Genomic DNA, 24,767 nt, shown 5'->3' on the forward strand with positions numbered 1-24,767 from the left:
AATGCAATTCGTTGATTATTAGATAGTTGAAAAACTGCTGATAGATTAGCTACTTCGTCATTTGAGCATTTGACACTACCGCAACATGAATCAACCCAATCAACGTGGTTTCCGTCAGGCGCAAGGGGCTTCGCCACTTGCCATCCGGACCAAAAAAAGCCAGCTCGACACCAACACCTACACCAAGTTGGCCATGGCCCAGGTGTGGCGCAAGGAATGGTGGTACGCTCTGATTCCGTTTGCCATCGGGCTGTTGCCCGCCGTAATTTGGCATTCGTGGTGGTGGCTGGCCTTAGCGGCCCTGCTGACGCTGCTTTACGTGCTGTTGCGCTCGGCCCAGATCACGGGCGTGACGCAGATGGAGCAAAGCAAGGCGCTGTTTGAACGCTTTAGCTATGAGATTGATGCTAAGCAAATTGTGATGCGCCTCAACGAGCGCGAAGGCCGTGCCCTGCCCTGGAACATGATCGGTAAAGCCAAGCGCGACGCCGAAGGCTACCTGCTGTGGTTGCAAGCCCCCGAAATGCCGGCCGAGCTCAAAGGCTGGCGTTTGTGGGTGGCGCGTACCTTTGAGACGCCGATGTTTTTGCAGCTGCCCCTCAAGATCTTCAACTCGCCTAACGACATCAAGCTGTTCGACTCCATGCTGCGGCGCAAAAACCTGCTGCCCGCCGCGACCGGGCTCGGCAACGGCCCCGCTTCGGCGTAACCCTTGGTCGGCCGAACCGGTATTCATTTACTCCTGCTTCTTTTTTCTTCGCTTTATATGAATAAAAATCTTTTGTTCTCTGCGCTGGCGGTAGCCGCTCTTGCGCTGAATGCATGCAGCGCTGAACCTTCGGATTGGCGTCCGGAAAACAAAGTATCCGTAGATCAGGTAGCGCCGGGTACGCGTTCGAGCGACAACTTCGACCAGCACACCGAAGCCGCGCCGAATCAAGCCAAGGGCGGTGCCATTGCCGAGCCCATCAGCTCCCACGCAACCCTCGAAAAGCAAGCCTTACCCACGGCCGATCAGGCCCGTACTGCTAACGAGCAGGAGGCCAGCAAGAACGCTAAGCCAAGCCAGGAGGACACCACCGCCAGCGGCCACGAAGTTCAGCGTTAAGCACCTCGCGCAGCCGTGATGTTGGCAAACTGTAAACCGGCCGTCGCGGGCGTATTGCTGGCGGCGGCTACTGCTTTGGCGGGGTGCAACAACCAACCGCTTGCCGAGAAGACCAGCGTTTCGTCTGCTGCCAAGCAGGAGGCGAGCCAGCCCGTCGCGAAGCCCGTGTTGGCTTACGTGTGCCCCATGGGGTGCGAGGGCAGCGAAAGCAACAAGCCCGGCAAGTGCCCTGTCTGTGAGATGGAACTCGTACGCAACCCTGCTTACAAGCCAAGTACCTCCTCCGACTCGCTCTGAAGGTGGCGAGAAGGTAACCGTAAAGTCGCAGGTAACGCTTTGACTATCAAGGTTTAACAGCAAAGGGCGCTCACAGCGCCCTTTGCTGTTAGCAGAAGTATGTTACTTATAATCAATTATTTACAAGTGAGGTGCCTGCCCGCTTAAGATATACAACTCCTATGTGGCTTTCTGTGCTGATGCTGTTTTCCACGGTGCTGGGTGCGGGCTGGCTGACCCGGCTTGTGCCCACAGCGCGCACCACCTGGATGAAGCCGCTGCTTGCGTTTAGCGGAGCGTATCTTTTCACGCTGACCATCACGCATTTGCTGCCCGAAGCCCTTACCCTGACGCCACACAACACGCATCGGGTAGGCTATTTTGTGTTGGCGGGCTTTTTCGGGCAGCTGCTGCTGGAGGTGTTCTCCCAAGGAGTTGAGCACGGCCACATTCACCACCAAACCCATCACGCTGGCCGCGTGCCCTACCTGCTGCTGTCGGCGCTCGTGATTCACTCTTTTTTTGAGGGCAGCATCTTGGTGCGCAACCCCGAAACGGAAGGCGTCGGGCAGAATTTCTACGCCATCACGGCCGGTATAGCGCTGCACCACATCCCGGCCGCTTTTGCGCTTATGGCCGCGTTGCTGATGCGGCTCAACAGCTTCTGGCGGGCCTTGCCGTATTTGGTGCTGTTTGCGCTGGCGGCGCCCGCCGGCATCATCGTGAGCAACTACGTAGTACTGGACGAGCTGCTCAGCAACGGTTGGTACGCGGCGTTGCTGGGTTTGGTAGCCGGCAACTTCCTGCACGTTTCCACCACCATTCTCTTCGAAACCAGCCCCGACCACCACCTCAACGTGCGCAAGCTAGTGGCCACTCTCATCGGTGCCCTGCTGGCCCTGGCTGTAGATTGGGTGTAATGTTCAATAAATCAACTAGTTGCTAAATCCAGTCGTCGGCATCGAAGATTGGCCCCATGCCTCGGAGCACACGCTCCAGTTGTAGCGCACGGGCGCGTTGCCGCATCAATTCTTCCTGCAAGTCCAGTAGGCGCTGGCGCATCGACAGAATCACGTCAATGCCTTCTTTATTAATGCTTAGGTCCTGATGCAAGCGTACCAGCCGGGCTAGGTGTTCAGGCTCAACTTGCAGTGTATCAGGCGCTTCGGCTTGGTGTAGCAATCCGAGCTCTACAAACTCGCGCAAGTCGTGCTCACTCAGGCCGTAGGTGGCGGCGCAATCGCGGAAGGAAATGGTGAGGATGTGCGTTTCCATAGCGGTAGGAAAATAACAGCAGATACAAAAGCAGTCAGTTTTATATAACTATTTAAGATTCAAGTGTTTCGCCACGGAGCTTGGCTAGTTGCCGAAACAGCTCTTTCTCCTGGTCGGTGAGGTGTTGCGGCAGCGTCGGAACCAGGCGCAGGTATAGATCGCCAAACTGCCCCGCCTGCCGATACAGCGGAAACCCTTTGCCGCGCAGCCGCAGCCGGGTGCCGTTTTGGGTTTCGGGCTTGATCTTGATTTTGACCGACCCCGACAGCGTTTCCACCACCTGTTCGCCGCCCAAAAGGGCTTTGTAAATGCTGATGGGCACTTCCATGGTCAGGTCGTTGCCGGTGCGGGTGTAGCGCGGATCGGGCAGCACCCGAAACGTAAGGTACAACGACCCATTGGGGCCACCGTTGCGGCCCGGTGCGCCCTGGTCGCGCAGCCGAATGACCTGTCCGTCTTCTACGCCGGGCTGAATGGTGATGCGCAGGCTCTTGCCGTTGACGTTGATCGTGCGCGGCCCGCCGCGGTAGGCGTCTTCCAGCGAAAGCTCCATCTCGGCTTGGTAGTCGTGGCCCGCGCCGGGCCGCGGGCTGCCCCCTTGCCGGCCGCCCATGCCGCCAAAAATAGAGCTGAAAAAGTCGGAGAAATCGGCGCCGCCAAACGGGTCTTCGGGTCCACTGCCGCCTCCAAATCCGCCAAAACTACCGCCTTGCCCTTGGGTATACTGCGACCAATCGAAGCCACCGCCACCGCTGCCACGGCCCGCACCCGCCTGCTGATAGCGCTGCCAATCGGCGCCGAGCTGGTCGTACTTGCGGCGTTTTTCTTCGTCGCTTAGCACTTCGTTGGCCTCGTTCAGCTCCTTGAACTTGCGCTCGGCTTCGGGGTCGTTTGGGTTTACGTCGGGGTGGTGCTGCCGCGCCAGCTTGCGGTATGCCTTTTTAATCTGGTCGGTAGTCGCGTTTTTCTCAACGCCCAGGATCTTATAATAATCTTTGTAGTCCACGGCTAGTCAGGAATGAAGAATTGGGAACGAAAAATGAGAAATAAAGCACGAGAAAAGCAGGTCCTGCTTCTTTCTTCATTCCTCGTCTTTTATTCCTTCTTATTTTTCAGGGGATCGTGGCCCCAGTTCATGAGCGAGTAGCGCCACCGCGAATTCTCGATATCTTCTTGATGGTGAGGGCCTTGCTTGAGGTGGCGGCTGATGTACGAATGTACTTTGTGCATGTGCGCCTCGTCGGCGGCGGTAAGCTCCGCTTTCTTTTTGCGCAAAATCTCGATGATGTGCTCGCCGGACTTATGCCCAATGCTTTCGCCGTCGCCGCTGTCTTGGCCCACCGATTTCGACTCGTCGGTCTTTAGCCATTTCTCTATTTCGCCGGCCGTCATATTGACCTGCTGTTTAAAATCGGTGTAGATGTCTTCGGAATCCTTCGAATCGCGCATGGTGAATGGGTGGTTGGGGTGAAACAAAAGCGTTCGGTTAGGGGGGCGTGGCCGCCTTTTCCAAACGCACCGGCTCCGGCGCGGGTTGCCTGCTCGACGCTAAGATTTTGGCCGGTAATTTGTATTTTAGGAGTTCTCGTTACTTCTACATCTTTCACTTACTTCTCATCCCACCCATGAAGATTCGTGTTTTCCTGCCCATTGCTTTGCTGGTGAGCCTGAGTGCTTTAGCAGCGCAAGCCCAAACCAAGTTACCACCCCGCAAGCCCGTTGCACCCCGCGGCCGTGTCGCGCCGACGGGCATTACACTAAAGGACGGCGCCATGATGAAAGAAGGCAAAGTCATGATGACGCAGAACGGCCACACCGACCCGCTGAGCCAAGACGTAACCCTGGTCAACGGTACCAAGATTGCGGTCAATGGGACTGTCACGGCGCCCGATGGCACCACAACCATGCTCAAGGAAGGCGACTACGTTTCGCTGACCGGCCGCGTCACGTCCGCGTCGATGAAAGCCCAACAAGACAGCCTCATGATGGCGGCCAAAGACGGGGGCAAGGACAAAACCAAAATGAAGCGCAAAAACAAGTAGCTTATAGTCAGGTTATTATCTTGCAATTAAAAGCGAAGCGGGCCGACTGGAAGTACTTCCAGTCGGCCCGCTTCTGTCTGGGTAAAGGCGAGTCGCATTCGCCCGAACTACGCTTGGGTGTAGTCCTGAAAAATAAGGGCTGCTTCGGCTTCGTCCTTCGCGCTCACGATCTCGTCCATCACGTACTGAATTTCCGCCTCGGTCCAGCCTTGGGCTTCTGCTGCCTTCACGAAAGCTCCCAGCGCCACAAACCGATCGGCCTTGGCTGCGATATCCCATTTGACTTTCTTGCGAATATTCATTCGAAAAATGGCGTAAGTATCTGGTTGGTAGGCTGATTTAGCGGGCGGCGTGCACCACTTTGAGCTTCACCGGCGCGACGCCCTGGCCCATGATGCCGATTTTGCGGGCCGCCTTCCGCGACAAGTCGATGATGCGGCCTTTGGCGTGCGGCCCGCGGTCCGTGACGGTCACTTTCACCGAGCGATTATTGCGCGGGTTGGTCACCCGCACGACCGTGCCGAAGGGCAAGGTGTTGTGTGCGGCCGTCAGGCGGCCAGGGCGGTACACGGTGCCGCTGGCCGTTTCGCGGCCGTTGAACTTATCGGCGTAGTACGACGCCTGGCCGCTTTGGGTGAAGGTACTGCTGCTCGCGCAGGCACCCAAGAACCAGGGCAGCACTAAAAGCAGCAGCGAAGCAAAACGAAGGCGAAAGTCAGGCATTGGCAAAAACAGAAAGTGAAGCCGGCAAGTAAGCGTTACGAAACAGGCGATGCTTGTGTTGAATATGAATATAGTATGTTGATTATTAATCGGTTGATTTTGATAATGAATCGTTGGCTTCTTTAGATGGCGTCGGAATACGCAGCGAAAGCAGGCTGTTGAAGCTGCCTTGGTATACGTTGAAATCGACGGTGCCCCGGATGCCGGGCACGTACGCTTCGTCGGAATGTTGCCAGATAATCCACTTTTCGCGGGGCAGCGACGGGCTATCCACTTCGTAGTGCGCCAGCCACAGCGGGTACTTGTCGAAGTGGCCGGCAAGGTGGCGTTTGTAGAAGCTGTAGTTGGAATACAGAATGGGACGGACGCCGTAATGGCGCTCTACCAAACGCAACCAAGTATCTATGTTTCTGCGCATTATAGAAACATCGTGAAACTCGGGGGCTTCCACGTCCAGCACCGGCGGCAGGTCGCCGGGCGCGAGCGGCACAGTGCGCACGAAGAGATTGGCCTGCCGGGCGCCGTCGTAGTTGGGCTGGAAAAAATGGTAGGCCCCACGATAGATGCCGGCCGCCCGGGCGCCCCGCCAGTTACCCGCAAAACGCGGGTCGCGCAGCGTCACGCCTTCCGTGGCTTTGATGAACGCAAACCGCACATCGTGGCTCGCGACCAGCTTCCAATCGATGCGGCCCTGATACGCCGAAACGTCGATGCCATGCACCGAATAGCCTGATAGTAAGGGGGTTCGCTCCAGCCCCGTCAGATTTTTACTGATAAACGTAGCATAGGTGCGGCGGGCGTAGCGATTGATTGGTCGCCGGTAATGCACGTAAAAAGCCAGCAGCCCGACCAGCAGTGCCAGAGCGGCCCAGCCCAAGTACCGGCGCGACGCAGCGGCGCGGGAAGAAGCAGGTCGTCGGGGTCGATTCATTAGCGTTGCCATCTCAAAGGTAACGTATCAGGATATAGGGCTGGTACCCGGCCCGCGCAAAAATGCCGATACCGGCGTAGATTTGCGTACAAGCCAGCGGTGCTGGCTCTATCGCCTACTTTCGCTAGCAGAAGAACAACGCAATGGCCACTTCCGATTTCTCCGACGCCCGCGACGAAGCCGGTCACCTCATCCGGGAGTTGCACGGCGTGACGCTGGCCCAGATTCTGGAGTATCTGGTGGCGCGCTACGGTTGGCCCGAGCTCGACCGCCGCATTCGCATCAATTGCTTCGCCGTCAATCCGAGCATCAAGTCCAGCCTTACGTTTTTGCGCCGCACGCCTTGGGCCCGGGCTAAGGTCGAGGAACTCTACATCCGAACCCGCTCAGAAGAAATTCTGAAGTCTAAAGGATAAAAGCCGAACTTATTTACATAAGTTATTGATTGTAAATAACTTATATCGAGATTCAATATTCAGTATCTGAAATTCAACATTCCCTCATGGCCGATGTTTCCCAAAAATCTGGTCCGCTGGCGCTGCTGGGAGGCTTCGTGTGCTTTGTCGGGTTTGAAGCGCTCGCGTATTATGCCTTGCGCTTTGCCACCTCCGGTCTGGGCATGAGCAACCAGATGCAGCCCGAAAACACGATCGTGAGCAATTGGGTGAAAACGGTGGTGTTTCTGCTGCTGCACCTGGCCTTGGTGGTAGTGGCCGTGCTGCTGCTCAGCAACCGGCTGCCGCGCCGCTACCGCGGGCAGGTGATGGGCTGGTTTTACCTGTCGCTGTTCACCGGCTTCCTGCTGCTGATTCCGTTGTTTGCGTAAAAGAATAACTGCTTCGCCGGCATCGTCAGGGTTAAAAATAGGGCTCAGCCGGCCCGCGAGATAAAGCCAAACAGGGCCGCCAACTTTGGCGGCCCTGTTTGCTTAAGTATGTGATATAGAATTGCTTACAGATGCCCAATTGGGTCGGCTTTGCCGTCGGGATCTCCCTTTACGTAGCCGCTGATCGTGAATGACTTGCCCTTCACAAGCAGCACGCCCGCCATGTGCGGCGTGGCCATGGAAGTACCGCTGATTGTGTTGTAGCCGCCGTTCAGCCACGTCGATTTGATGCTCACGCCGGGCATGCAATAGTCCACGGGCGGGTTGCCGAAGTTGGAGAAATACGCCCACGTGTCGGTGTTGTCCATGGCCGAAACCGTGTAGATGTTCGGGCCATTGACGCGGGCCGGCGAGTGGTTGGTTGCGCTGTCGGATTCGTTGCCGGCGGCCAGTGCAAACAGTACGCCGCCCGCAGAGGCGTTCAGCACCGCATTGTCGAGGGTCGTAGATACGCTGCCGCCTAGGCTCATATTGGCCACATCACCAGCTTTGCCCTTCGAACCCACATAATCGACTCCTGCTATGACGCCGGAAGTGGAGCCGCTGCCGCGGGCGTCGAGCACACGTACCGCGACTACCGTCGCCCCCGACGCTACTCCCACCACGCCAATGGAGTTGTCGATAGCTGCGATGGTACCCGATACGTGGGTGCCGTGGCCGTTGCCATCGTCGGGCGAGGCGTAGTTGGCGCCGCTAGTCAGAAACGACTTGCTGCGCGCGACGTCAACATGCAGATCGGGGTGATCGAGGTCGATGCCGGTATCAATGATCCAGGCCGTTTTGCCGGTTACGGTGGTATGGCCCACACGTGCAATGCCGTAGGGTATCGTTTGAGCCGGTTGGGTGGTACCACCGCCGGAGGTAGGCTTGCCCAACGTGATCACCCTGTCTTGCTCAATGTAAGCCACGCGGTCGTCTTGTCGGAGTTGCGCCACCTCGCCGGGCGTCAGGCTGGCTGAGAACCCCTTGAGTACGTGGCCATACGCATGACCAACTGCTTCTGCCCGCAGACCTTTGCCTTTCAAAAGTCCTTGCGCTGAGGCTTTTACCTTCGCCACTTTCTCCTCATAAGGGGCCGAAGGGCTTACGTCGACAGAACCGTCTTTGAACACGACGATGTACTGCCCGGGAATGAGGTCGCCTGCATTCTGGCCGTTATTCCCTTGCGCATCGTTGCTGGTAGCTGCCGCAGTTGGGTCGGTAGGCTCCACGCCCCCGTCCGAACACCCCACAAAGGTGGCCGTTGCCGCAAGTAAGGAAGCACCCAATAACCAAGGCGTAAACCGGATATTTAGTTGTTGTTTCTGCATGCTGTTGGCAAGTGAAGGGTGGAACAAAAAGGCCTCAGCGGGCAGCTTAGCGCCGTGCTTAGGCAGCGCGGGTACCTATCGCCACGTGCGGAAGCCAAATGTATATTAAGCTCTTAGGCGCTCATTAGCAAGTGCTTGAGTTGCTATCTGCTTCGCTAAACTCGTGCTGCAACGGCTAGTGAGGCTAAAAAAGCTGTTTACAGACTAATGAAGCTGATTTTGCTCGGAAAGCAAAAAATTATGATATTATAAATAATGAATATTATTTTATTAAGTCTGCTGAAGTAGCAAGCTGTTATAAGATCTGTGATATAAGTTACTTATAGTCAAATCCTTGTGAAAAATACTGCAAAATAAAAAAGCCACTGCGGAAGCAGTGGCTCAACAATGGAACAAATGCCGGTCGGTCCCGACGTTATAAAAGGAGCAGCAAGAGCAGATCTTAGCGCTGCTTGATTTCGATTTCGCGTTGGCGGGCTGCTGGGTCCTGGAACGGAATGCGAACGCGCAACTCGTTCTCTTCGTGCACCGCATCGATGCGGCTCAGGTCGAGGTTGGCGGGCAGGTCCAGGGTTTGGGCAAACAGCGGAGCGGCAAGCTTATCGTCGGGCTGGTGGCGGTATTCGCAGTACACCGTAAGCTTGTTGTTGTTGAGTAATACGTGGAAGTTTTCGGGGCTTACCGTAGGGGCCGCCACCCGAATCACCACGCCTTTGTCGCGCTTATCTACGCGCATCACGGCTTGCGCAGTGCCGCCGCCCAACGTATTGAGCAGGTCCAGTTGCGGAGCGATGTTGCGGATAAATTCTTTGCTGATCAGGTTCATGGTTTGGTTTTCCTCTCTTAGTACGAGCTCCTTAAATCAAATCTTGTACCAGCAACTAGGAAGGGCTTCTGTCACGCTTTCTGCGTCATCTTGGCGGGCTGAAAGGACTCGCTATTAGCTGTTTGTGGTCATAATGGCAGGGCAAGGGACACCGATTTATCTGCAAAACAACCAGAAATAGTGGCTCATCCCGCCTCGAAGCCCAGCTTGCGTATATAGGGGTAAAGCGTCCTCACGATACTCAGCACCTTGCTTATGCAGCCTGCTACTTTTGCCACCACGCGCACCGCCCGCTATTATAGCCTCGGCCCGGCCGGCCCCGATGTGCGCCATATTTGGTTTTGCCTGCACGGCGAAGGCCAGCCCGTTGCCGAACAAGCTGCGCAGCTGGAGAAACTCGACACGCCCGAACGCCTGCTGATTTTGCCCGAGGCCCTGTCGCGCTACGCCCTGCCACCCGACGAAGACGGCCAGCGCCGCGTGGGGGCTGCGTGGTTTGCGGCCGGCGATCTGCTCCCCGACTTCACCGACCTCACCACGTACCTCGATGCCTTGGCCGACGAAGTGCTGGCTACGTGTCCGCCCGATACGCCCGTAACGGTGCTTGGCTATGGTCACGGGGCCGCCGCCGCGTGCCGCTGGCTGGCCGGCAACCGCCTCGCCTACGAGCGCCTGATTCTGTACGCAGCTGTGTTTCCGCCCGAAATTGATCGGCGTGCGACCCTCGTTGGCCTGCCCGAACGCCCGGTGACGGTGGTAGCCACTACAGCCGATGCGTATACGCCCGAAGCGGCAGGCGAGGGGCTGGTGCAGGATTTGTTGGAAGCGGGCCTCAGCGCGCAGCTCCTCATCGTTGATGAAGGCCCCCTGACGTTGGCTGCGCTGGGCGCGGGCGGCGAAACCGTGGTAGAACCGGCTCCCGATCCAAATCCCACCGAATAAAAAAAGGTGCCTCTTGCGAGGTACCTTTTTGATTTGTATTGGTACTGTCTGATTATCAAGAGCCTACGCCCCGGCGGTCCAGGTCGTTGTTGGCTCCTTGTCCGTTGCCGACTTCCTGGCCTTGTTTGCTGCTTGAGGCACTGCTCTTGTCTTTAGAGGAACGGCCTTTGGACTGGTCGCCCGACTCACTGCTTTGCACCGGAATATCGGTGGCTTGCTGGCCCATGCGCTCCGACATCTGGCCGCTGCCCGAAGCGCTCTGGCCGCCCTTGACTTGGATCTGATGGCGCATGGTTTTCTGTTCGTCTTTGGGCACGTGCACCCGCAGCACGCCGTCTTCAAACGAGGCTTCTATCTGGCCAGGGTTCACGGTATCAGGGAGTTGGAAGGAACGTTGGAACGACCCGTAAGAGCTTTCCACAATGTGGTAGCGGCGGTCGTTCTGCTCGTTCTTAAACTGCCGCTCGCCCGAGATCGTGAGCCGGCCCTGATGAAAGTCGACTTTAATGTCTTCGCGCTTCAGGCCGGGCAGCGAAGCTTCGATTTCGTAGCCCTTCTCGGTTTCAAAAGCGTCTACCTGCGGCGAGAAGTTGGAAACACGTCCGCGCGAGGCCATCGAGTCGTTGAAGAAGCGGTCGAGCATGGACGAAAAGTTCGTCGGCATCATGTCCGAAAATGAGTCTTGATACTTCTGAATAGCCATGGTAGTAAGTCTTTAAAGAGTGAATTACTAATCTTGACGACGCGTATTTTACGTAGGCTAATTTCGGCTAGGTTTCACCAAATGGCAGAAAATTTTCGCTGTTTTTATCGTGTTGAGGCTGGTTTTTGGTTTTTAACAGGGTATTGCCATCTACGGCCCAGCTCCCGAACTGGCCGCTCCACAAAACGCCACGAAAAGGCAGCTACTGCCACCAAAATTGCCAGCATCGGGAGCACCTGCCACCCCGACTTTCCCCAGTCCATGAGGGCCTGGTAATACGCCCCACCGGCGAGGCTCGTGCCCACGCGGTGCAATACTCGGTACAGCAGCACAGGCAACATAAGGTGATAGAGATACACCCCGTAGCTGATGCGCCCCAAAAACACAAAAGCCGGCCATGTAAGCAGCCGGCGTGCCCTCGGGGCCGTGGTGCTGAGTGCGGCCGCCAGTAGCCCCGCCGCTGCCCCGGCTTGCAGTGTTGGCCCCAAGATAAGCCGTCCCGCGCCACCCAGTTTTTCCAGAAAAAGATAGGCCACCAGCAACGCCACGCCCACGCCCGTCCACCGCACCGCCGGCCAGCTAACTTGCTCAAGCACAAGGCCCAGCAGCCCGCCTATAGCAAACAAATCGAGGCAGGCCGGAGGCAGAATCAGGGCGAAAGAGGTGCCTGTAGCGTACAGCAACGCCCAGCGTACCAGCGGCCCCAGCACGGCCAACAGCCCCAACAACGTACGAAAATGCGGCACCGGTACCAGCAATACCAGCAAGGGCCAGACAAGGTAGAACTGTTCCTCTACGGCCAGCGACCACAGATGGCCCGTACCTTCACCCCAAGACAACTGCCTGAAAAACAGAAGGTTAGCGCCGTGCAGCGCAAACCACGGCAGATGCTCGCGAACAAAACTCAGCCGCAATACCCACGAAATCCCGACGACTAAGTAATAAGCCGGCAAAATGCGCAACGCCCGGCGCACATAGAAGGGACTTAGCACTTGCCAGCGCCCCGCGCCCGCAGCGGACCGCGCCCGGCGCAGAATTCCGGTAATGAGTAGGCCGCTCAGCACGAAAAAGCCCGTAACCCCCAGTCCACCCGTATCGAAGGGCACCCAACTGCTTGGCAGCCAATGCTCCCAGATGACCAGCAATACTGCCGCCGCCCGAAACGTATCGAGTTCGGGCCGGTGAGTAGCAGTAGAAGTTACAGGGCGCGCAGGCAAAGCCAAGGACATGCAAAGAAGCCCGGCCGACGGCCGGGCAAAAGTTGGGAGCCCGAAGTAAACGGTTTTGCGCCGACCGACGGCTTACGAACTGTGAATCTCTTCGGTATGCACGTCTGGGGCTTTTTCGGCGCCCAAGGCCCAGTCAATTGCTTCCTCCTTGTGCTCCAGCGGAAAATGCCGGATCTCGGCCGAGCTGACCAATGTACCGAGCGCGGCAGCGGCTTTGAGCAGGTTGCTGTCGTCGCTGGTGATGGCTACGCGATGAAAGTCGTTCCAATGCTTGACGTCCTGTTTGATGTCTTCCCAAAGGGCGCTGGCCGTGATATAATCGAAGCTCCGCACATCCAGGTACAGATTGAGCTTGCCCCACTGTTCTATTTTCTGATCAATCAGGGGTACAAAACTATCGTAGTCTGCTTTGCTGAGTGTGCCCGAAATGGTCAGGGCCAGTAGGTTGCGGTTGGGGTAATCGACGACGTCAAACATAACGGGAGCAGTAGGCAACAGGTAAGAATGTTGCTCCTTAATACGACGCCTAGCCAAGAGGGTTAAGCCGCCCCTCTGAAAAGAAGCCAAGCAACAGCGAAGCAATTTTATTGTTGCATAAAAAATTGACTATCAATATGTTGTACAGATTTGCGCTCATCTCCGATCGGTGCTTCATGCACAGCACAGGTCCCCGTGGCAATTTGTGGCGGACCATGAATATGGCTGTCTTACAGCACCTTATGGGGGCCAGCCGCGTTATTCTTTCTTCCGGCGCGTCCACTTTTCGTCAGCGGCGTTTAAGTAGGTAGCCAGCAATACGCAGGAAATGCCATAGCCCTGAGCTATGTGTTTGATAATGAAACGTTTATAATTTAAATAAGTCGTTCGGCAAAAATGATTGTACCTGATTCCAGAATCCCCATTGCTACTTCCTTAGTGCCTGCTTTGGAAGCCGAAAACATCCATCCCAAACGCGTTCGCGACAAGCAGCGCTTGCTTCGAATATCGGCGTTGGCCGTCGCGATTGCCTTCGTGATCAGCTTTGTCGCCAAGGGATTGGTGTATTTAATCAACTGGGTCTCGAATCTGGCGTTTTACGGCGAGTCGTCGGTGCAATACCACAGCCCGGCCGGCAATCATTTGGGCGCTTTCGTGATTGTGTTGCCCGCTATCGGGGGCATCATTGTGGGCCTGATGGCGCTGTATGGGTCCAAGGCGATTCGGGGGCACGGCATCCCGGAGGCAATGGAGCAAGTCCTGACCAATAAGAGCCGCATCAAGCCTATCGTGATGTTTCTGAAGCCGTTATCAGCGGCCATTTCTATCGGCACGGGTGGCCCGTTTGGTGCCGAAGGACCCATTATTGCCACGGGCGGCGCCTTTGGCTCATCCATTGGGCAAGCGCTGAAAATTACGCACACCGAACGCAAAATTCTGCTGGCGGCGGGCGCTACGGCGGGCATGTCGGCCATTTTCGGGACGCCCATCGCCGCGATTTTCCTGGCCATTGAGCTGCTGCTGTTTGAGTTTTCGCCCCGGTCTATTTTGCCGGTGGCGCTGGCCTGTATAACCGGCGCGGCGGGCCATCACCTGCTGTTTGAGTCCGGCCCGGCATTCGGGATGCCCTTGCTCGACACCCCGAGTAATATTGCTTTGGCTACTTACAGCTTTATTGGCTTAGTCGTCGGCTTGGCTTCGGTAGCGGTTACCAAGTTGGTGTATTTCATTGAGGATCAGTTCGAACACCTGCCTATCCATTGGATGTGGTGGCCGGCATTGGGCGGCTTGGCCGTGGGAGTGGTCGGCTATTTTGCCCCCCGCACCTTGGGCGTGGGCTACGAAAACATCACCGACCTGCTCTCCGGCAACCTCACGCTGCAAGTGGTGCTGTCGTTGTGTTTCCTGAAGTTTGTGTCGTGGGCCATTTCCTTGGGCAGCGGCACGTCGGGTGGTACGCTGGCGCCGCTGCTGACCATTGGCGGCGCTACCGGTGCCTTGCTGGGCGGCGTGATTCTGCGTTTTTTCCCCGGCTCCGAAATTGTGGTGCCGATGGCCGCGCTGGTGGGCATGGCCGCCATGTTTGCGGGGGCCTCGCGGGCTTTGCTTACGTCGATCGTGTTTGCCGTGGAAGCTACTGGCCAGTCGCACGCGCTGCTGCCGCTGCTGGGCGCTTGCACGGGCTCATATTTCGTGTCGTTTTTCCTGATGGACAATACCATCATGACTGAAAAAATTGCTCGCCGCGGCGTCAAAACGCCCGATTCGTATGAGCCCGACATGCTCGAAAAAATCCGGGTAGGGCAAGTGTTGCGCGAAGGCAGCCTGACAATTAGCGCCGACAATACAATAGAGGAAGTGTGCCAGTGGCTCGAGCAAGAACCAACCCGCGCCGACAATTACTTTGTGATCGTCGACAACGAAGGCGAGTTCAAAGGCATTGTCAGTTTCGCCGATCTCTACGGAAAAGTGCAGGACCGGCAAGCACCCATCCACACGCTGATTAGCCACAAGCCGACTTCGGTGCTCGACACTGATTCGCTGCGGACGGCCGTGGCCACCATGGCCCGCGCCAACGTGGATGTGCTGCCGGTGGTAGTGGCCGAAAACCGGAAAAAGGTAGCTGGCGTGCTGTCCTACAAAGACATCATTGCCTCCTACAAATACCGCCTCGACGAAGACGAGTTGGCGCAGGCCGATATTTCTGTTAAGCGCCGCAGTATCAAGATTTTACTGCGCGGCCAGAAATTACTGAAAGTAACGAAAGGGCGCAGCTAACAGGCTGTGGCACAGATGCCTTAGCGACGTATCTTGCCAAAGACTTAAGCCTTCTGCGTATGCGTTTGCATAAAACATTGGTGGTAAGCACCTTAGCTTTGGCTGGGTGCTTATCAGCGTCGCGCCTTGGTACGCCTGCTACTCACGTCGGAAAAGCTGTGCTACCGGGCCCAGTGGCCGGCACTGCGCAAACGCTGCTGCCCAACGGCTGGAAGCTTTCGCCGGCCGGCACCCAAACGCCGCTCGGCGACTTGCCACTCAACCTGGTTGTGGCGCCCAGCGGCAAACTGGCCGCCGTCACCAACAACGGCTACGGTCCCAACTCTATTCAGCTGCTGGAAACGCCGTCGGGGAAAGTGCTCGATCAGAAGGTCGTCCCTGCTGCCTGGTTGGGCTTGGCCTTTGGGCCGCAGGAAAAGACCTTATACGCCTCAGGCGGCGAGCAGAACCTGATTCACTGCTTTCGGATTGAAAACAACAGGTTGCTTCCCGACAGCGCCATCGTACTCGGGCCTCCGTGGCGAGACCGGCCGCAGCCCGGCAAGCCCAACATCGGCATTACGGGCCTCGCCGTCGATGCGCGCCGGCAATTGCTCTACGCCGTCACCCGCGAGGATAGTGCCCTCTACACCATCGACTTGCGCACCCGCGCTGTGGCCGGGCGCACCAAGCTGGGCAGCGAGGCCTACACGGTAGTGCTCGCGCCGCGCGGCGATGAACTGTACATCTCGCAATGGGGCGGCAGCAGCGTTACAGTGTATAGTGCTGAACAAAAGCGCATTACAGCTACTATCCCGGTGGAAAGTCACCCCAATGATATGGTGCTGAGCCGTGATGGACGGCGGCTGTTTGTGGCCAATGCCAACAGCAACTCCGTGTCGGTAATCGATACGCGTACCCAGCGCGTAACCGAAACCCTTTCGGCGGCACTTTTCCCCAACGCCCCCACCGGCAGCACCACCAACAGCGTGGCGCTTTCGGCCGACGAAGAGCGGCTGTTCATTGCCAACGCGGATAACAACTGCGTGGCCGTATTCGACGTGGAAACGCTCGGCGCGAGCCGGTCTCTGGGCTTCATCCCGACAGGCTGGTACCCCACGGCCGTGCGAACCGTCGGCAAAACGCTGCTCGTCACCAACGGCAAAGGCACGGCTTCCCTGCCCAATAATCAAGACGGCCCTGATCCCATGCACCAGATTGGCGAAGGCAAGGCCCCGCAATATATTGGCGGCTTGCTAAAAGGCTCATTATCAGCAATCCCCATTCCTGATGAAGCAGCTCTGACGCGCTATTCGGCGCAGGTGTACGCCAACACGCCCTACACCAAAGCCCGCGAACAGCAGCCCGATGTACCCGCCGGCAACCCGGTGCCGCGCCGGGTGGGAGAGCCTTCGCCGATCAAGTACGTGTTCTACATCATCAAGGAAAACCGTACCTACGACCAAGTGCTCGGCGATATGCCCGAGGGCAACGGCGACAAGCGGCTGTGCCTGTTTGGCGAAGATGTGACGCCCAACCACCACGCGTTGGCCCGCGAGTTTGTGCTGCTCGATAACTTCTACGCCGACGCCGAAGTGAGCGCCGACGGCCACAACTGGAGCATGGCCGCCTACGCCACCGACTACGTGGAAAAAACCTGGCCCAGCAACTACAGCGACCGCGGCGGCAACTACGATTACGAGGGTGGCCGTGGGGCGGTGGCTGAACCCAAAGACGGGTTTTTGTGGAATTACTGCGAGCGGGCCGGCGTGAGCTTCCGTAGCTACGGCGAGTTTGTGTTTGGCGGCAAAGCCAGCAAGTCGCTGCGCGGGCGCTATGCACCTGAGTATCCGGGGTTTGATATGAAAATCCGGGATGTGGATCGGGAGAAGGTGTGGGAGCGGGAGTTCGACCAGTTTGTGGCGGCCGGTACGGTGCCGCGCCTCCAGATTCTGCGTCTGCCCAGCGACCATACCGCCGGGGCCAAGCAGGGCGCCTGGACGCCCCTTGCTTACGCCGCCGACAATGATTTGGCCTTGGGCCGTATCATCGAGCACTTGGCGAAGAGCCCGATCTGGAAAGAATCGGTGGTGATGGTGCTGGAAGACGACGCCCAAAATGGCCCCGACCACGTCGATGCCCACCGCTCGACTGCTTATCTGGCCGGGCCTTTGGTGAAGCGCAACGCCGTGATTCACACCATGTTCTCGACCTCGGGGATGTTGCGCACGCTAGAACTGATTTTGGGGCTGCCGCCCATGAGTCAGTATGATGCAGCCGCTACGCCTCTATGGGAATGCTTTACGGATACTCCCGACGCCCGCCCTTACGTGCTCAAGCCCGCCCGCATCGATCTCGACGCCCGCAACACTGCCTTCAACAAAAGCTCGCGCGAGGCACAGAAATACGACTTCTCCCGGGAAGACGCTGTCCCGGATGTGCCCTTCAACGAAAACATCTGGCACGCCGTGCGCGGCGAGGACAGCCCCATGCCAGTGCCGCGCCACAGCGCTTTCGTGCGCTGCAAGCCCGAAAAGGACGATAAGTAGCAAAGCCCGCGCCGCCGTGCAGGGCAATTGCAACTTTTTAAGTCAAAACCCCTCCAAAATCGGTTCGGCACGTATATAACAAACGCAACAGGAAGGTAGAAATACTTCCAAAAAATCTGTCATTTGTTATAGAATACTACTCGCCGCTAATGTCGTTGACATCCGAAGCAAGCTTTATGCCCCGCAAGCTGTACGCGACTTGGGCAAAGGTGCTACAGGCGCTTAAACGCGCTTATGGAGGGGCTAATGTGTACGATGAAGCTGCGTTGGCCAACTGCACCGTAAATCCCGTATTCAACAATGCCGTGTTGTACAAAAAGCCAGACGTGCTCTGCAAAGTGCTGGCGGCTGCTAGTAGCGGAACTGATAATCACATACTTGTGCAGGTGCACAGGCTGACAGGCGCAATAAGGATTTTGCTTGTCAGCCTGCGCACCTGTCCTACATTCCTTTTGCCTATGAATAGATGAACCTGCAAACGTTTCCGGCCCAACCCCAATTCCTGCCTGTCGCTCGGCATAATGCCTCTTTTCCGGTGCAGTTGGCACGCAAACGGAATCTTACCGCTGTAGTGAATGCTCACTAAAAATCCCCTAATCCGTATGACCTCGTTTCTACAACACCCACGTTTCTTGCTGTGCCTCAGACGACTAGCGTTGTTGCAGGTGCTGTGCCTTGCCCTCTTTACGGGCGTGGCCGCCGCACATCCTTCCCATCCCAATCAGCGCGTGCTGGAGCTGCACATTACGCTGCAAGCCAAGGAAGAGAAAGTGAAAGCCGTTCTCGAAAGAATTGAGAGCCAAGCCAATATCCATTTTCAATACAGCCCCCAGCTAATTAGCGCCAGCCGCCGGGTTTCGGTGAATGCCGTGGCCCAACCGCTGGCCGTGGTGCTGCGCGACATGCTCACGCCGCTGCAAATCAACTACGAGCTGTTCAACGACGGCATCATCCTTAAGCCAGCCGATGCAACTGCCGACGCAACGGTGACCGGCCGCGTGGTTGATGAAAAAGGCGCGGGCCTGCCCGGCGTAAACGTGGTGGTGAAAGGCACTTCCAACGGCGCTCAAACCGACCCTGATGGCAAATACACACTCACGGTGCCCGAAGGCGCCACCCTGGTATTTTCCTTCATTGGGTATACTACCCAGGAGGTACCCGTGGGCGGTCGCACTACCATAGATGTCGCGCTAGCTCCTGATACTAAGACCCTTAACGAAGTGGTGGTTGTTGGCTACGGTACGCAGGCCAAGCGCGACCTGACCGGCGCCGTGGCCCGCGTAGAGGGCTCCGAAATCGTGAATCAGCCCGTGCAGACGCCCACCCAAGCCCTGCAAGGCAAAATCGCTGGCGTGCAGATCACCAACAACGGCTCGCCCAACTCGCAGCCCGTGGTGCGGATTCGGGGTACGGGTACGCTGCTGGCCGGCGCTAACCCGCTGTACGTGGTAGATGGGGTGCAAACTACCGACATCCGCAACCTGAGCAACGCCGACATTGCCTCCATTGACGTACTCAAAGATGCCTCAGCAGCAGCCATTTACGGGGTGCGCGGCGCCAACGGCGTAATCATTATCACCACGAAGCAAGGCAAGCTGGGCAAGCCGGTGCTGAGCTACAGCGGAACCGGCGGCTTCAAGCAGGCGGCCCACCTCGTAGACATGGCCAGCGCTGACCAGTATGCCAGCTACATCAAAGACACCTCGCCTTCGACCGTGCTCCCAACGTATAAGGGCACGACCAACTGGTACAAAGAGATCCTGCGCCGCAGCACGTATCAGAACCACAACCTGGCAGTGTCGGGAGCGAGTGAGAACGTAAAGTATTATTTCTCAGGCAATTTGCTCCAAGACGATGGCATTGTCATCAACAATAAGTTCTCGCGGCTGACGGTGCGTTCCAACACGGCCTTTACGCTGTCCGACAAGGTTACCATCAACTCGCAGGCATCCTTTAGCCACGCCGACGCCCGCGAGGTAAACATCGGGTCGGCCTACGGCAATGCTTACCGCGCGGCGCCCATCATCCCCTCGAAGGTGGACGGACGCTATGGCAACACCTCGGCTTTCGGCAACGTGGGCAACCCGATTCTGGATATCGAAAAAAACAATAACAAGCTGCTGGAGAATCGTTTACAGGGCAACGTCGGCATCGACGTAAAGCCGGTAACTTGGCTCACGCTGCGCTCGGCCATTAACGTGGACCTGATCGCGAGCAACCGCCGCGTTTACGATTATCAGTATATCAACGATGAAGCGACGTTCCTGACCGCCGGCGGCAACCAGCGCAACCCGCTCAGTAACCTGGCCATCACCAAGACCGATTCGTACCGCTACCTCTGGGAAAACACGGCTACCTTCCAGAAGACCTTCAACGACCAGCATAACCTGACGGTGCTGTTTGGTACGGTGACGGAAGAAGGGCAAACGACGCCGTTTTCGGCTTCCCGCAAGAGCGTGCCCGCCGACCCCAACCAGTGGTACCTGAACACGGGCGACCCGAACACGTCGGTAAACAACTTCGTCGATGCGACCAACCCCGATCCGTATTTGCCTTCCAAAGACCGGCGCATTTCGTTTCTGGGTCGTATCAACTACGCCTTCAAGGACCGCTACCTGTTCACGACCAACCTGCGCCACGACGCCACCTCGAAGTTTGCCAGCAATCGCCGCAACGGCTTCTTCCCTTCGCTGGGCCTGGGCTGGGTAGTGTCGGATGAGGACTTCCTGAAGGACAACAGCATGGTCAACTTCCTGAAGCTGCGCGCCAGCTACGGCCAGCTCGGCAACGACCAGATTCCGGCCAACTCCTACATTCTGACGGCCAATTCCAACATTCCGTACGTCTTTAATGGCACGCCTACGCTGGGCGCCACCATTACCCAGCTCAAAGACAACAGCGTACGTTGGGAAACCACCACCGAGTACGACGCCGCTGTGGAGTTTGGTCTGATGGACAACCGCCTGACCGGTGAGGTAACCTACTACAGCAAGCGCACCACCGACGCCCTGATCCCAATCAATATTCCGGGTATTTTGGGAGACCCTGATAATCAGCTGATTACAAACGCTGCTGATATCACCAACAAAGGCGTAGAAGCGGGCCTGAACTGGCGCGCCAACATCGGCGACGGCAACGACTTCAGCTACAACTTCGGGGTGAACGCTACCTTCAACAAAAACCGCATCGCCAACCTCAACGGTGGCCAGGCGTTGTTTGGGGGCACCAACCTCGTGACGCGTTCCGACAACGGCGTCGCGGCCGGTAGCTTCTACCTGCTCAAGGCCATTGGGGTGTACCAGACGGCCGACGAAATTGCCAGCTCCCCCAAATCTACTTTCGGCACGCCCCAAATCGGGGATCTGAAGTACGCCGACACCAACGGCGACGGCACCATCGACCTGAAGGACCGCTCGTACTTTGGCTCGTACCAGCCGCCGATCTACTACGGCATCAACGGCGGGCTGAACGTGCGGAACGTGGACTTCTCCTTTGTGTTTTCGGGCAACCTGAAGAACAAGGTGTACAACGCCAAAAAGCAGCTTCGCACCACCAACACGGACAACGTAGAAGCCAGCTTCGCCAGCGACCGCTGGACGCCTAGCAACCCCTCAAACTCCCAGCCGCGCGCCCTGATGAGCAGCATGCCCAACTCGACGTACTTCCTGGAGAAAGGCGATTTCCTGCGGCTGACCAACGTGGTGCTCGGCTACACAGTTCCGGGTACGTCGCTGGAGCGCTTGCATCTGGCTTCCGTGCGCGTGTTTGCGGCGGCCCAGAACGTGTTTACGATTACGAAGTACAGCGGCTTTACGCCCGAGCTGTCGGGTGGCCCGCTGGATTCGGGCATCGAAGCCAGCACTTATCCCATTAGCCGCACCCTCACGCTGGGGCTGAACGTCAACTTTAAATAAGCTACGCCGATGTCTCCTATCATCCCCTCTACCTTACTGCGCCGCACCGGCACGGCCGCTCTTGCCCTGACCCTGGCCCTGACCAGCGGTTGCAAAGATTTTCTGGAAGTCGCGCCGCAGGGCCAGCTCAGCGAAGACGCCATTCGCACCGACCCCACGGCCGCCCAAAAGCTCGTTGATGGCGTGTACAACGTCATGTACCTGGGTGGGTTTGGCCCCGATGTGCATGGCCTTCAGTATATTATCCTGACGGACATTGCTTCCGACGACGCCGACAAAGGCAGTACGCCCACCGACTATGCCGACGCCATTGGCGTGGACAACTTCACGCTGACCTCGACCAACGGCACCATCAACAATAGCTGGAACGGCTACTTCCAAGCCATATCGCGTGCCAACCAGGCCCTCGACAAAATCCCGCTGAGCCCGGCCCCGGAGGCAACCAAAAACCGACTGCTCGGGGAAGTGCGCTTCTTGCGGGGTTACTTCTACTTCAATTTGGTGCGCTTGTTCGGCGGCGTTCCGAAGCTCGACCGGGTACCGGCTACCTCGGAAATCAATAGCCCCGAGTTTCAGAAACGCGCTACCGCTGCTGATATCTATCAGTTCATTGTCAGTGACTTACAATTTGCTGTTGACAACCTGCCGCTGAAAGGGGCCACTCAAACCGGCCGGGTTACGAAAGCGGCTGCGCAGGGAATGCTGGCCAAGGTATACCTCTATCAGAAGAACTACCAGAAAGCCTACGAGCTGACCAACGAAATCATTACGGGTAAGTCGGGGGCATATGCTTTGTACCCAAACTACGCCGACATCTGGCGGACGCCGGGGGCCAACAGTTCCGAGTCGGTGTTTGAAGTCCAAACGGGCGTCAATGCTTCCTGCAACAACTCGGCTGTGGAGCTATACGTGGTCTGCCAAGGACCGCGCTCGGGCGGCAAAGGTGGTTGGGCCGACTTAGGGTTTGGCTTCAACACGCCGACTACAGCCCTGGTGAATGCCTACGAGCCCAACGACCTGCGCAAAGCTGGCTCCATCATTTTCATCAACCCAACGGCCCCGGCCGGGCAGCGCTCGACGGGCACGGTGCTTTGGGACGGCTTCCGCGTGCCAAGCCAAGATTCCGTGCAAGGCTCGCGGTACAGCTACAAAGCCTACCACAGCCGCACCAAAGAGCCTAACTGCGGCAATAATGACTACCTACCCAAGAACATCCGGGTGTTGCGCTACGCCGAGGTGCTGCTCATCAACGCCGAGGCCGCGCTGCAAATCGGCAACGCCAGCACGGCCGCTACCAACCTGAATCTGGTGCGTGCCCGCGCCGGCTTGGCGCCCATTGCGGCCCCTACGCTCCAGCAAATCTGGCAGGAGCGCCGCGTAGAATTGGCTCTGGAGCACGATCGCTTCTTTGACTTGGTGCGCCAGGAAAGCGTACAGCCCGGTCGCATCGTCCCGATTTTCGCGGCCCAGGGCAAAACGTTCACAAAGGGTAAGAACGAACTCTTCCCCATCCCGCAAGCGCAAATTGACCTCAGCGGCGGTCAGCTGACGCAAAACCCTGGTTATTAAGAAGATAGCAAATAGCCAAAACTAGATTAGAAAGTTCCCCTCCTTTTTTCAAGGAGGGGTGGCTAGAGGCCGGGGTGGTTAGCTGAAGTTAGAAAGCTAGAACTAGTCTTCGTTCAAAGACTTTACCACCCCGCCCTTCGGGCACCCCTCCTTGAAAAAAGCAGGGGAATTGCTAGCTCTAGCCTTAGTTTTTAGTCCTGCTCATGCAGTCGCCTGCACCCGTGTATGAAAGCAAAAATCTTAGTCCTCTTGTGTCTGCTGCTGCCGGGGTTTGGGCATAGCCAGCAAAAGCCCGCTTCTTCAAAAGCGCCTGTCGCCGCTAAGTTTGATGCCACCAAACGGCCCCGTAACCTCACCGACGAGCAGTTGCTGGACCTCGTGCAGCGCCAGACGTTTCGGTATTTCTGGGACTTTGGCCACCCGGTCAGCGGTATGGCCCGCGAGCGCAGCAACGTTGCCTATGATTATGGTAATGAAGTAGTTACCACAGGTGGTACGGGCTTCGGCATCATGGCCATTATAGTGGCGGCTGACCGCAAATGGATCACCCGTGAACAGGCCGCGCAGCGTATCTATAAGATTGTCAGGTTCTTAGAAAAAGCCGATTCGTTTCACGGGGTGTTTCCGCACTGGTATAATGGCGCCACGGGCAAAGTAATCCGCTTTGGGCAGAAAGACGACGGCGCCGACATCGTGGAAACGTCCTTTCTGTTTGAAGGGCTGATCTGTGCCCGTCAGTACTTTACGGGCGAAAGCACCCTCGAAAAAGACTTGCGCAACCACATTCTGTGGATGTGGGAAAACGTCGAGTGGAACTGGCACACGCAAGGCGGGCAGAACGTGCTGTATTGGCACTGGAGCCCCAACAACGGCTGGAGCATGAACCACCAGATTCACGGTTGGAACGAGTGCCTCATTACCTACGTGCTGGCGGCCTCGTCGCCCAAATACGCCATCGATAAGAAAGTGTATGACCAGGGCTGGGCCACCGGCAACGAGTTTCGCAACGGCAAAGAGTACTACAACATTAAGCTGCCGCTCGGACCGGACTTTGGCGGGCCGCTGTTTTTTACGCACTACTCGTTTTTGGGCCTGAACCCGCACGGCCTGAAAGACCAGTATGCCGACTACTGGCAGCAGAACCAGAACCACACGCTCATCAACTACACCTACTGCGTCGAGAACCCCAAGAAATACAAGGGCTACGGCAAAAACAGCTGGGGCCTGACCGCCTCCGACAGCTACCAGGGCTACGCCGCCCACAATCCTAAAGAGGACTTAGGCGTGATTTCGCCCACGGCAGCGCTTTCGGCCATGCCCTACGCACCGGAGCAGTCGATGCTGGCCCTCAAGCACTTCTACAACGACTTGGGCGACAAGATCTGGAGTGAATACGGCTTCGTGGACGGCTTTAGCGAGCAACACAACTGGTACGCCAAGTCGCATCTGGCCATCGACCAGGGCCCGATTGTGGGCATGATCGAGAACTACCGGACAGGCCTGCTGTGGAAGCTGTTTATGAGCTCGCCGGATGTGCAGCGCGGCCTGAAAACCCTGGGTTTTGAAAGCCCACAGATCAGTAAGTAGGTTCACATATGGCTGCTAAACTTCACCTCTCACTTACAAATCTGTCATCCTGAGCTTGCGAAGGACCTTATCCCGTTTGCAAACCCGCTTTGTTTTAGCGTGATAAGGTCCTTCGCAAGCTCAAGATGACAGGCGATGTGGTAACGCTTGTCTATGAAACGACT

Annotated in this window: 24 protein-coding genes; 13 read left to right on the forward strand and 11 right to left on the reverse strand. The window is 57.2% G+C overall.

Going from position 1 to position 24,767, the window contains the following annotated elements; translation table 11 throughout:
* Positions 1 to 85 precede the first annotated feature (85 nt).
* The 4 genes from FHG12_RS08720 (at position 86) to FHG12_RS08735 (ending at position 2,304) form a co-directional block, all read left to right on the forward strand.
* Complete coding sequence (locus tag FHG12_RS08720; RefSeq protein ID WP_139515363.1) at positions 86 to 709, forward strand: hypothetical protein; 624 nt, start codon at positions 86 to 88, stop codon at positions 707 to 709.
* Between the two features lie 57 nt (positions 710 to 766).
* Entirely contained in the window at positions 767 to 1,108 is a 342-nt protein-coding gene (locus FHG12_RS08725; protein WP_139515364.1) for a hypothetical protein, read from the forward strand.
* An 18-nt stretch (positions 1,109 to 1,126) separates the two neighbouring features.
* On the forward strand, positions 1,127 to 1,405 hold the full coding sequence (locus tag FHG12_RS08730; RefSeq protein ID WP_139515365.1) for a heavy metal-binding domain-containing protein: 279 nt from the start codon (positions 1,127 to 1,129) through the stop codon (positions 1,403 to 1,405).
* A gap of 161 nt (positions 1,406 to 1,566) precedes the next feature.
* Entirely contained in the window at positions 1,567 to 2,304 is a 738-nt protein-coding gene (locus tag FHG12_RS08735) for a ZIP family metal transporter (RefSeq protein ID WP_139515366.1), read from the forward strand.
* Between the two features lie 22 nt (positions 2,305 to 2,326).
* Here the strand turns inward: FHG12_RS08735 and FHG12_RS08740 are convergent, their stop codons facing one another.
* From FHG12_RS08740 to FHG12_RS08750, 3 genes are all read right to left on the reverse strand, one after another.
* Positions 2,327 to 2,659, reverse strand: coding sequence for a chaperone modulator CbpM (locus FHG12_RS08740; RefSeq protein ID WP_139515367.1), 333 nt, complete (start codon positions 2,657 to 2,659; stop codon positions 2,327 to 2,329).
* A 52-nt stretch (positions 2,660 to 2,711) separates the two neighbouring features.
* On the reverse strand, positions 2,712 to 3,665 hold the full coding sequence (locus tag FHG12_RS08745; RefSeq protein WP_139515368.1) for a DnaJ C-terminal domain-containing protein: 954 nt from the start codon (positions 3,663 to 3,665) through the stop codon (positions 2,712 to 2,714).
* An 89-nt stretch (positions 3,666 to 3,754) separates the two neighbouring features.
* A complete protein-coding gene (locus FHG12_RS08750) occupies positions 3,755 to 4,135 on the reverse strand; it encodes a DUF3140 domain-containing protein (protein ID WP_230471335.1) in 381 nt (126 codons plus the stop codon).
* 149 nt (positions 4,136 to 4,284) lie between these two features.
* On the opposite strand from FHG12_RS08750, the gene FHG12_RS08755 reads away from it, so the two are divergent.
* On the forward strand, positions 4,285 to 4,701 hold the full coding sequence (locus FHG12_RS08755; RefSeq protein ID WP_139515370.1) for a DUF6799 domain-containing protein: 417 nt from the start codon (positions 4,285 to 4,287) through the stop codon (positions 4,699 to 4,701).
* A 107-nt stretch (positions 4,702 to 4,808) separates the two neighbouring features.
* Here FHG12_RS08755 and FHG12_RS08760 read toward each other — a convergent pair whose 3' ends face one another.
* The 3 genes from FHG12_RS08760 to FHG12_RS08770 all read right to left on the reverse strand — a co-directional run bounded on the left by FHG12_RS08760 (position 4,809) and on the right by FHG12_RS08770 (position 6,355).
* Complete coding sequence (locus tag FHG12_RS08760) at positions 4,809 to 5,003, reverse strand: hypothetical protein (protein WP_139515371.1); 195 nt, start codon at positions 5,001 to 5,003, stop codon at positions 4,809 to 4,811.
* A 37-nt stretch (positions 5,004 to 5,040) separates the two neighbouring features.
* Positions 5,041 to 5,424 (reverse strand): septal ring lytic transglycosylase RlpA family protein, encoded by a 384-nt coding sequence (locus tag FHG12_RS08765; RefSeq protein WP_139515372.1) that lies wholly within the window; start codon positions 5,422 to 5,424, stop codon positions 5,041 to 5,043.
* 85 nt (positions 5,425 to 5,509) lie between these two features.
* Entirely contained in the window at positions 5,510 to 6,355 is an 846-nt protein-coding gene (locus FHG12_RS08770; protein WP_165699347.1) for a glycoside hydrolase family 25 protein, read from the reverse strand.
* Between the two features lie 143 nt (positions 6,356 to 6,498).
* Between FHG12_RS08770 and FHG12_RS08775 the strand changes: the two genes are divergently transcribed.
* Both FHG12_RS08775 and FHG12_RS08780 read left to right on the forward strand, forming a co-directional pair.
* The gene (locus FHG12_RS08775; RefSeq protein ID WP_139515374.1) at positions 6,499 to 6,771 is read left to right on the forward strand and encodes a VF530 family protein; all 273 of its coding nucleotides are present in this window, start codon (positions 6,499 to 6,501) and stop codon (positions 6,769 to 6,771) included.
* Between the two features lie 86 nt (positions 6,772 to 6,857).
* Entirely contained in the window at positions 6,858 to 7,181 is a 324-nt protein-coding gene (locus FHG12_RS08780) for a hypothetical protein (protein ID WP_139515375.1), read from the forward strand.
* 125 nt (positions 7,182 to 7,306) lie between these two features.
* Here the strand turns inward: FHG12_RS08780 and FHG12_RS08785 are convergent, their stop codons facing one another.
* Positions 7,307 to 8,551 carry a S8 family serine peptidase gene (locus tag FHG12_RS08785; protein ID WP_139515376.1) on the reverse strand — a complete coding sequence of 415 codons (1,245 nt, stop codon included), beginning with the start codon at positions 8,549 to 8,551 and terminating at the stop codon, positions 7,307 to 7,309.
* Between the two features lie 442 nt (positions 8,552 to 8,993).
* The gene (locus FHG12_RS08790; protein WP_139515377.1) at positions 8,994 to 9,377 is read right to left on the reverse strand and encodes an Hsp20/alpha crystallin family protein; all 384 of its coding nucleotides are present in this window, start codon (positions 9,375 to 9,377) and stop codon (positions 8,994 to 8,996) included.
* Positions 9,378 to 9,632: 255 nt separating this feature from the next.
* On the opposite strand from FHG12_RS08790, the gene FHG12_RS08795 reads away from it, so the two are divergent.
* Positions 9,633 to 10,319 carry an alpha/beta hydrolase gene (locus tag FHG12_RS08795; RefSeq protein ID WP_139515378.1) on the forward strand — a complete coding sequence of 229 codons (687 nt, stop codon included), beginning with the start codon at positions 9,633 to 9,635 and terminating at the stop codon, positions 10,317 to 10,319.
* Between the two features lie 55 nt (positions 10,320 to 10,374).
* Here the strand turns inward: FHG12_RS08795 and FHG12_RS08800 are convergent, their stop codons facing one another.
* The 3 genes from FHG12_RS08800 to FHG12_RS08810 all read right to left on the reverse strand — a co-directional run bounded on the left by FHG12_RS08800 (position 10,375) and on the right by FHG12_RS08810 (position 12,728).
* Positions 10,375 to 11,022: an Hsp20/alpha crystallin family protein gene (locus FHG12_RS08800; RefSeq protein WP_139515379.1), complete on the reverse strand. Its 648-nt coding sequence runs from the start codon at positions 11,020 to 11,022 to the stop codon at positions 10,375 to 10,377.
* A 104-nt stretch (positions 11,023 to 11,126) separates the two neighbouring features.
* Entirely contained in the window at positions 11,127 to 12,239 is a 1,113-nt protein-coding gene (locus FHG12_RS08805) for an acyltransferase family protein (protein ID WP_165699348.1), read from the reverse strand.
* A gap of 84 nt (positions 12,240 to 12,323) precedes the next feature.
* Positions 12,324 to 12,728 (reverse strand): SpoIIAA family protein, encoded by a 405-nt coding sequence (locus FHG12_RS08810; RefSeq protein WP_139515381.1) that lies wholly within the window; start codon positions 12,726 to 12,728, stop codon positions 12,324 to 12,326.
* Positions 12,729 to 13,124: 396 nt separating this feature from the next.
* On the opposite strand from FHG12_RS08810, the gene FHG12_RS08815 reads away from it, so the two are divergent.
* The 5 genes from FHG12_RS08815 (at position 13,125) to FHG12_RS08835 (ending at position 24,603) form a co-directional block, all read left to right on the forward strand.
* The gene (locus tag FHG12_RS08815) at positions 13,125 to 15,005 is read left to right on the forward strand and encodes a chloride channel protein (protein WP_139515382.1); all 1,881 of its coding nucleotides are present in this window, start codon (positions 13,125 to 13,127) and stop codon (positions 15,003 to 15,005) included.
* Between the two features lie 59 nt (positions 15,006 to 15,064).
* Positions 15,065 to 17,533, forward strand: a complete 2,469-nt coding sequence (locus FHG12_RS08820; RefSeq protein WP_139515383.1) for a bifunctional YncE family protein/alkaline phosphatase family protein — start codon at positions 15,065 to 15,067, stop codon at positions 17,531 to 17,533.
* A gap of 602 nt (positions 17,534 to 18,135) precedes the next feature.
* A complete protein-coding gene (locus FHG12_RS08825; RefSeq protein ID WP_165699349.1) occupies positions 18,136 to 21,447 on the forward strand; it encodes a SusC/RagA family TonB-linked outer membrane protein in 3,312 nt (1,103 codons plus the stop codon).
* 9 nt (positions 21,448 to 21,456) lie between these two features.
* Positions 21,457 to 23,016 carry a RagB/SusD family nutrient uptake outer membrane protein gene (locus FHG12_RS08830; RefSeq protein WP_139515385.1) on the forward strand — a complete coding sequence of 520 codons (1,560 nt, stop codon included), beginning with the start codon at positions 21,457 to 21,459 and terminating at the stop codon, positions 23,014 to 23,016.
* A gap of 225 nt (positions 23,017 to 23,241) precedes the next feature.
* Complete coding sequence (locus tag FHG12_RS08835; protein ID WP_139515386.1) at positions 23,242 to 24,603, forward strand: glucoamylase family protein; 1,362 nt, start codon at positions 23,242 to 23,244, stop codon at positions 24,601 to 24,603.
* Positions 24,604 to 24,767: the final 164 nt, after the last annotated feature.

Origin of the sequence: Hymenobacter jejuensis, from assembly GCF_006337165.1 — a bacterium.
GTDB classification, from domain to species: Bacteria; Bacteroidota; Bacteroidia; order Cytophagales; family Hymenobacteraceae; genus Hymenobacter; species Hymenobacter jejuensis.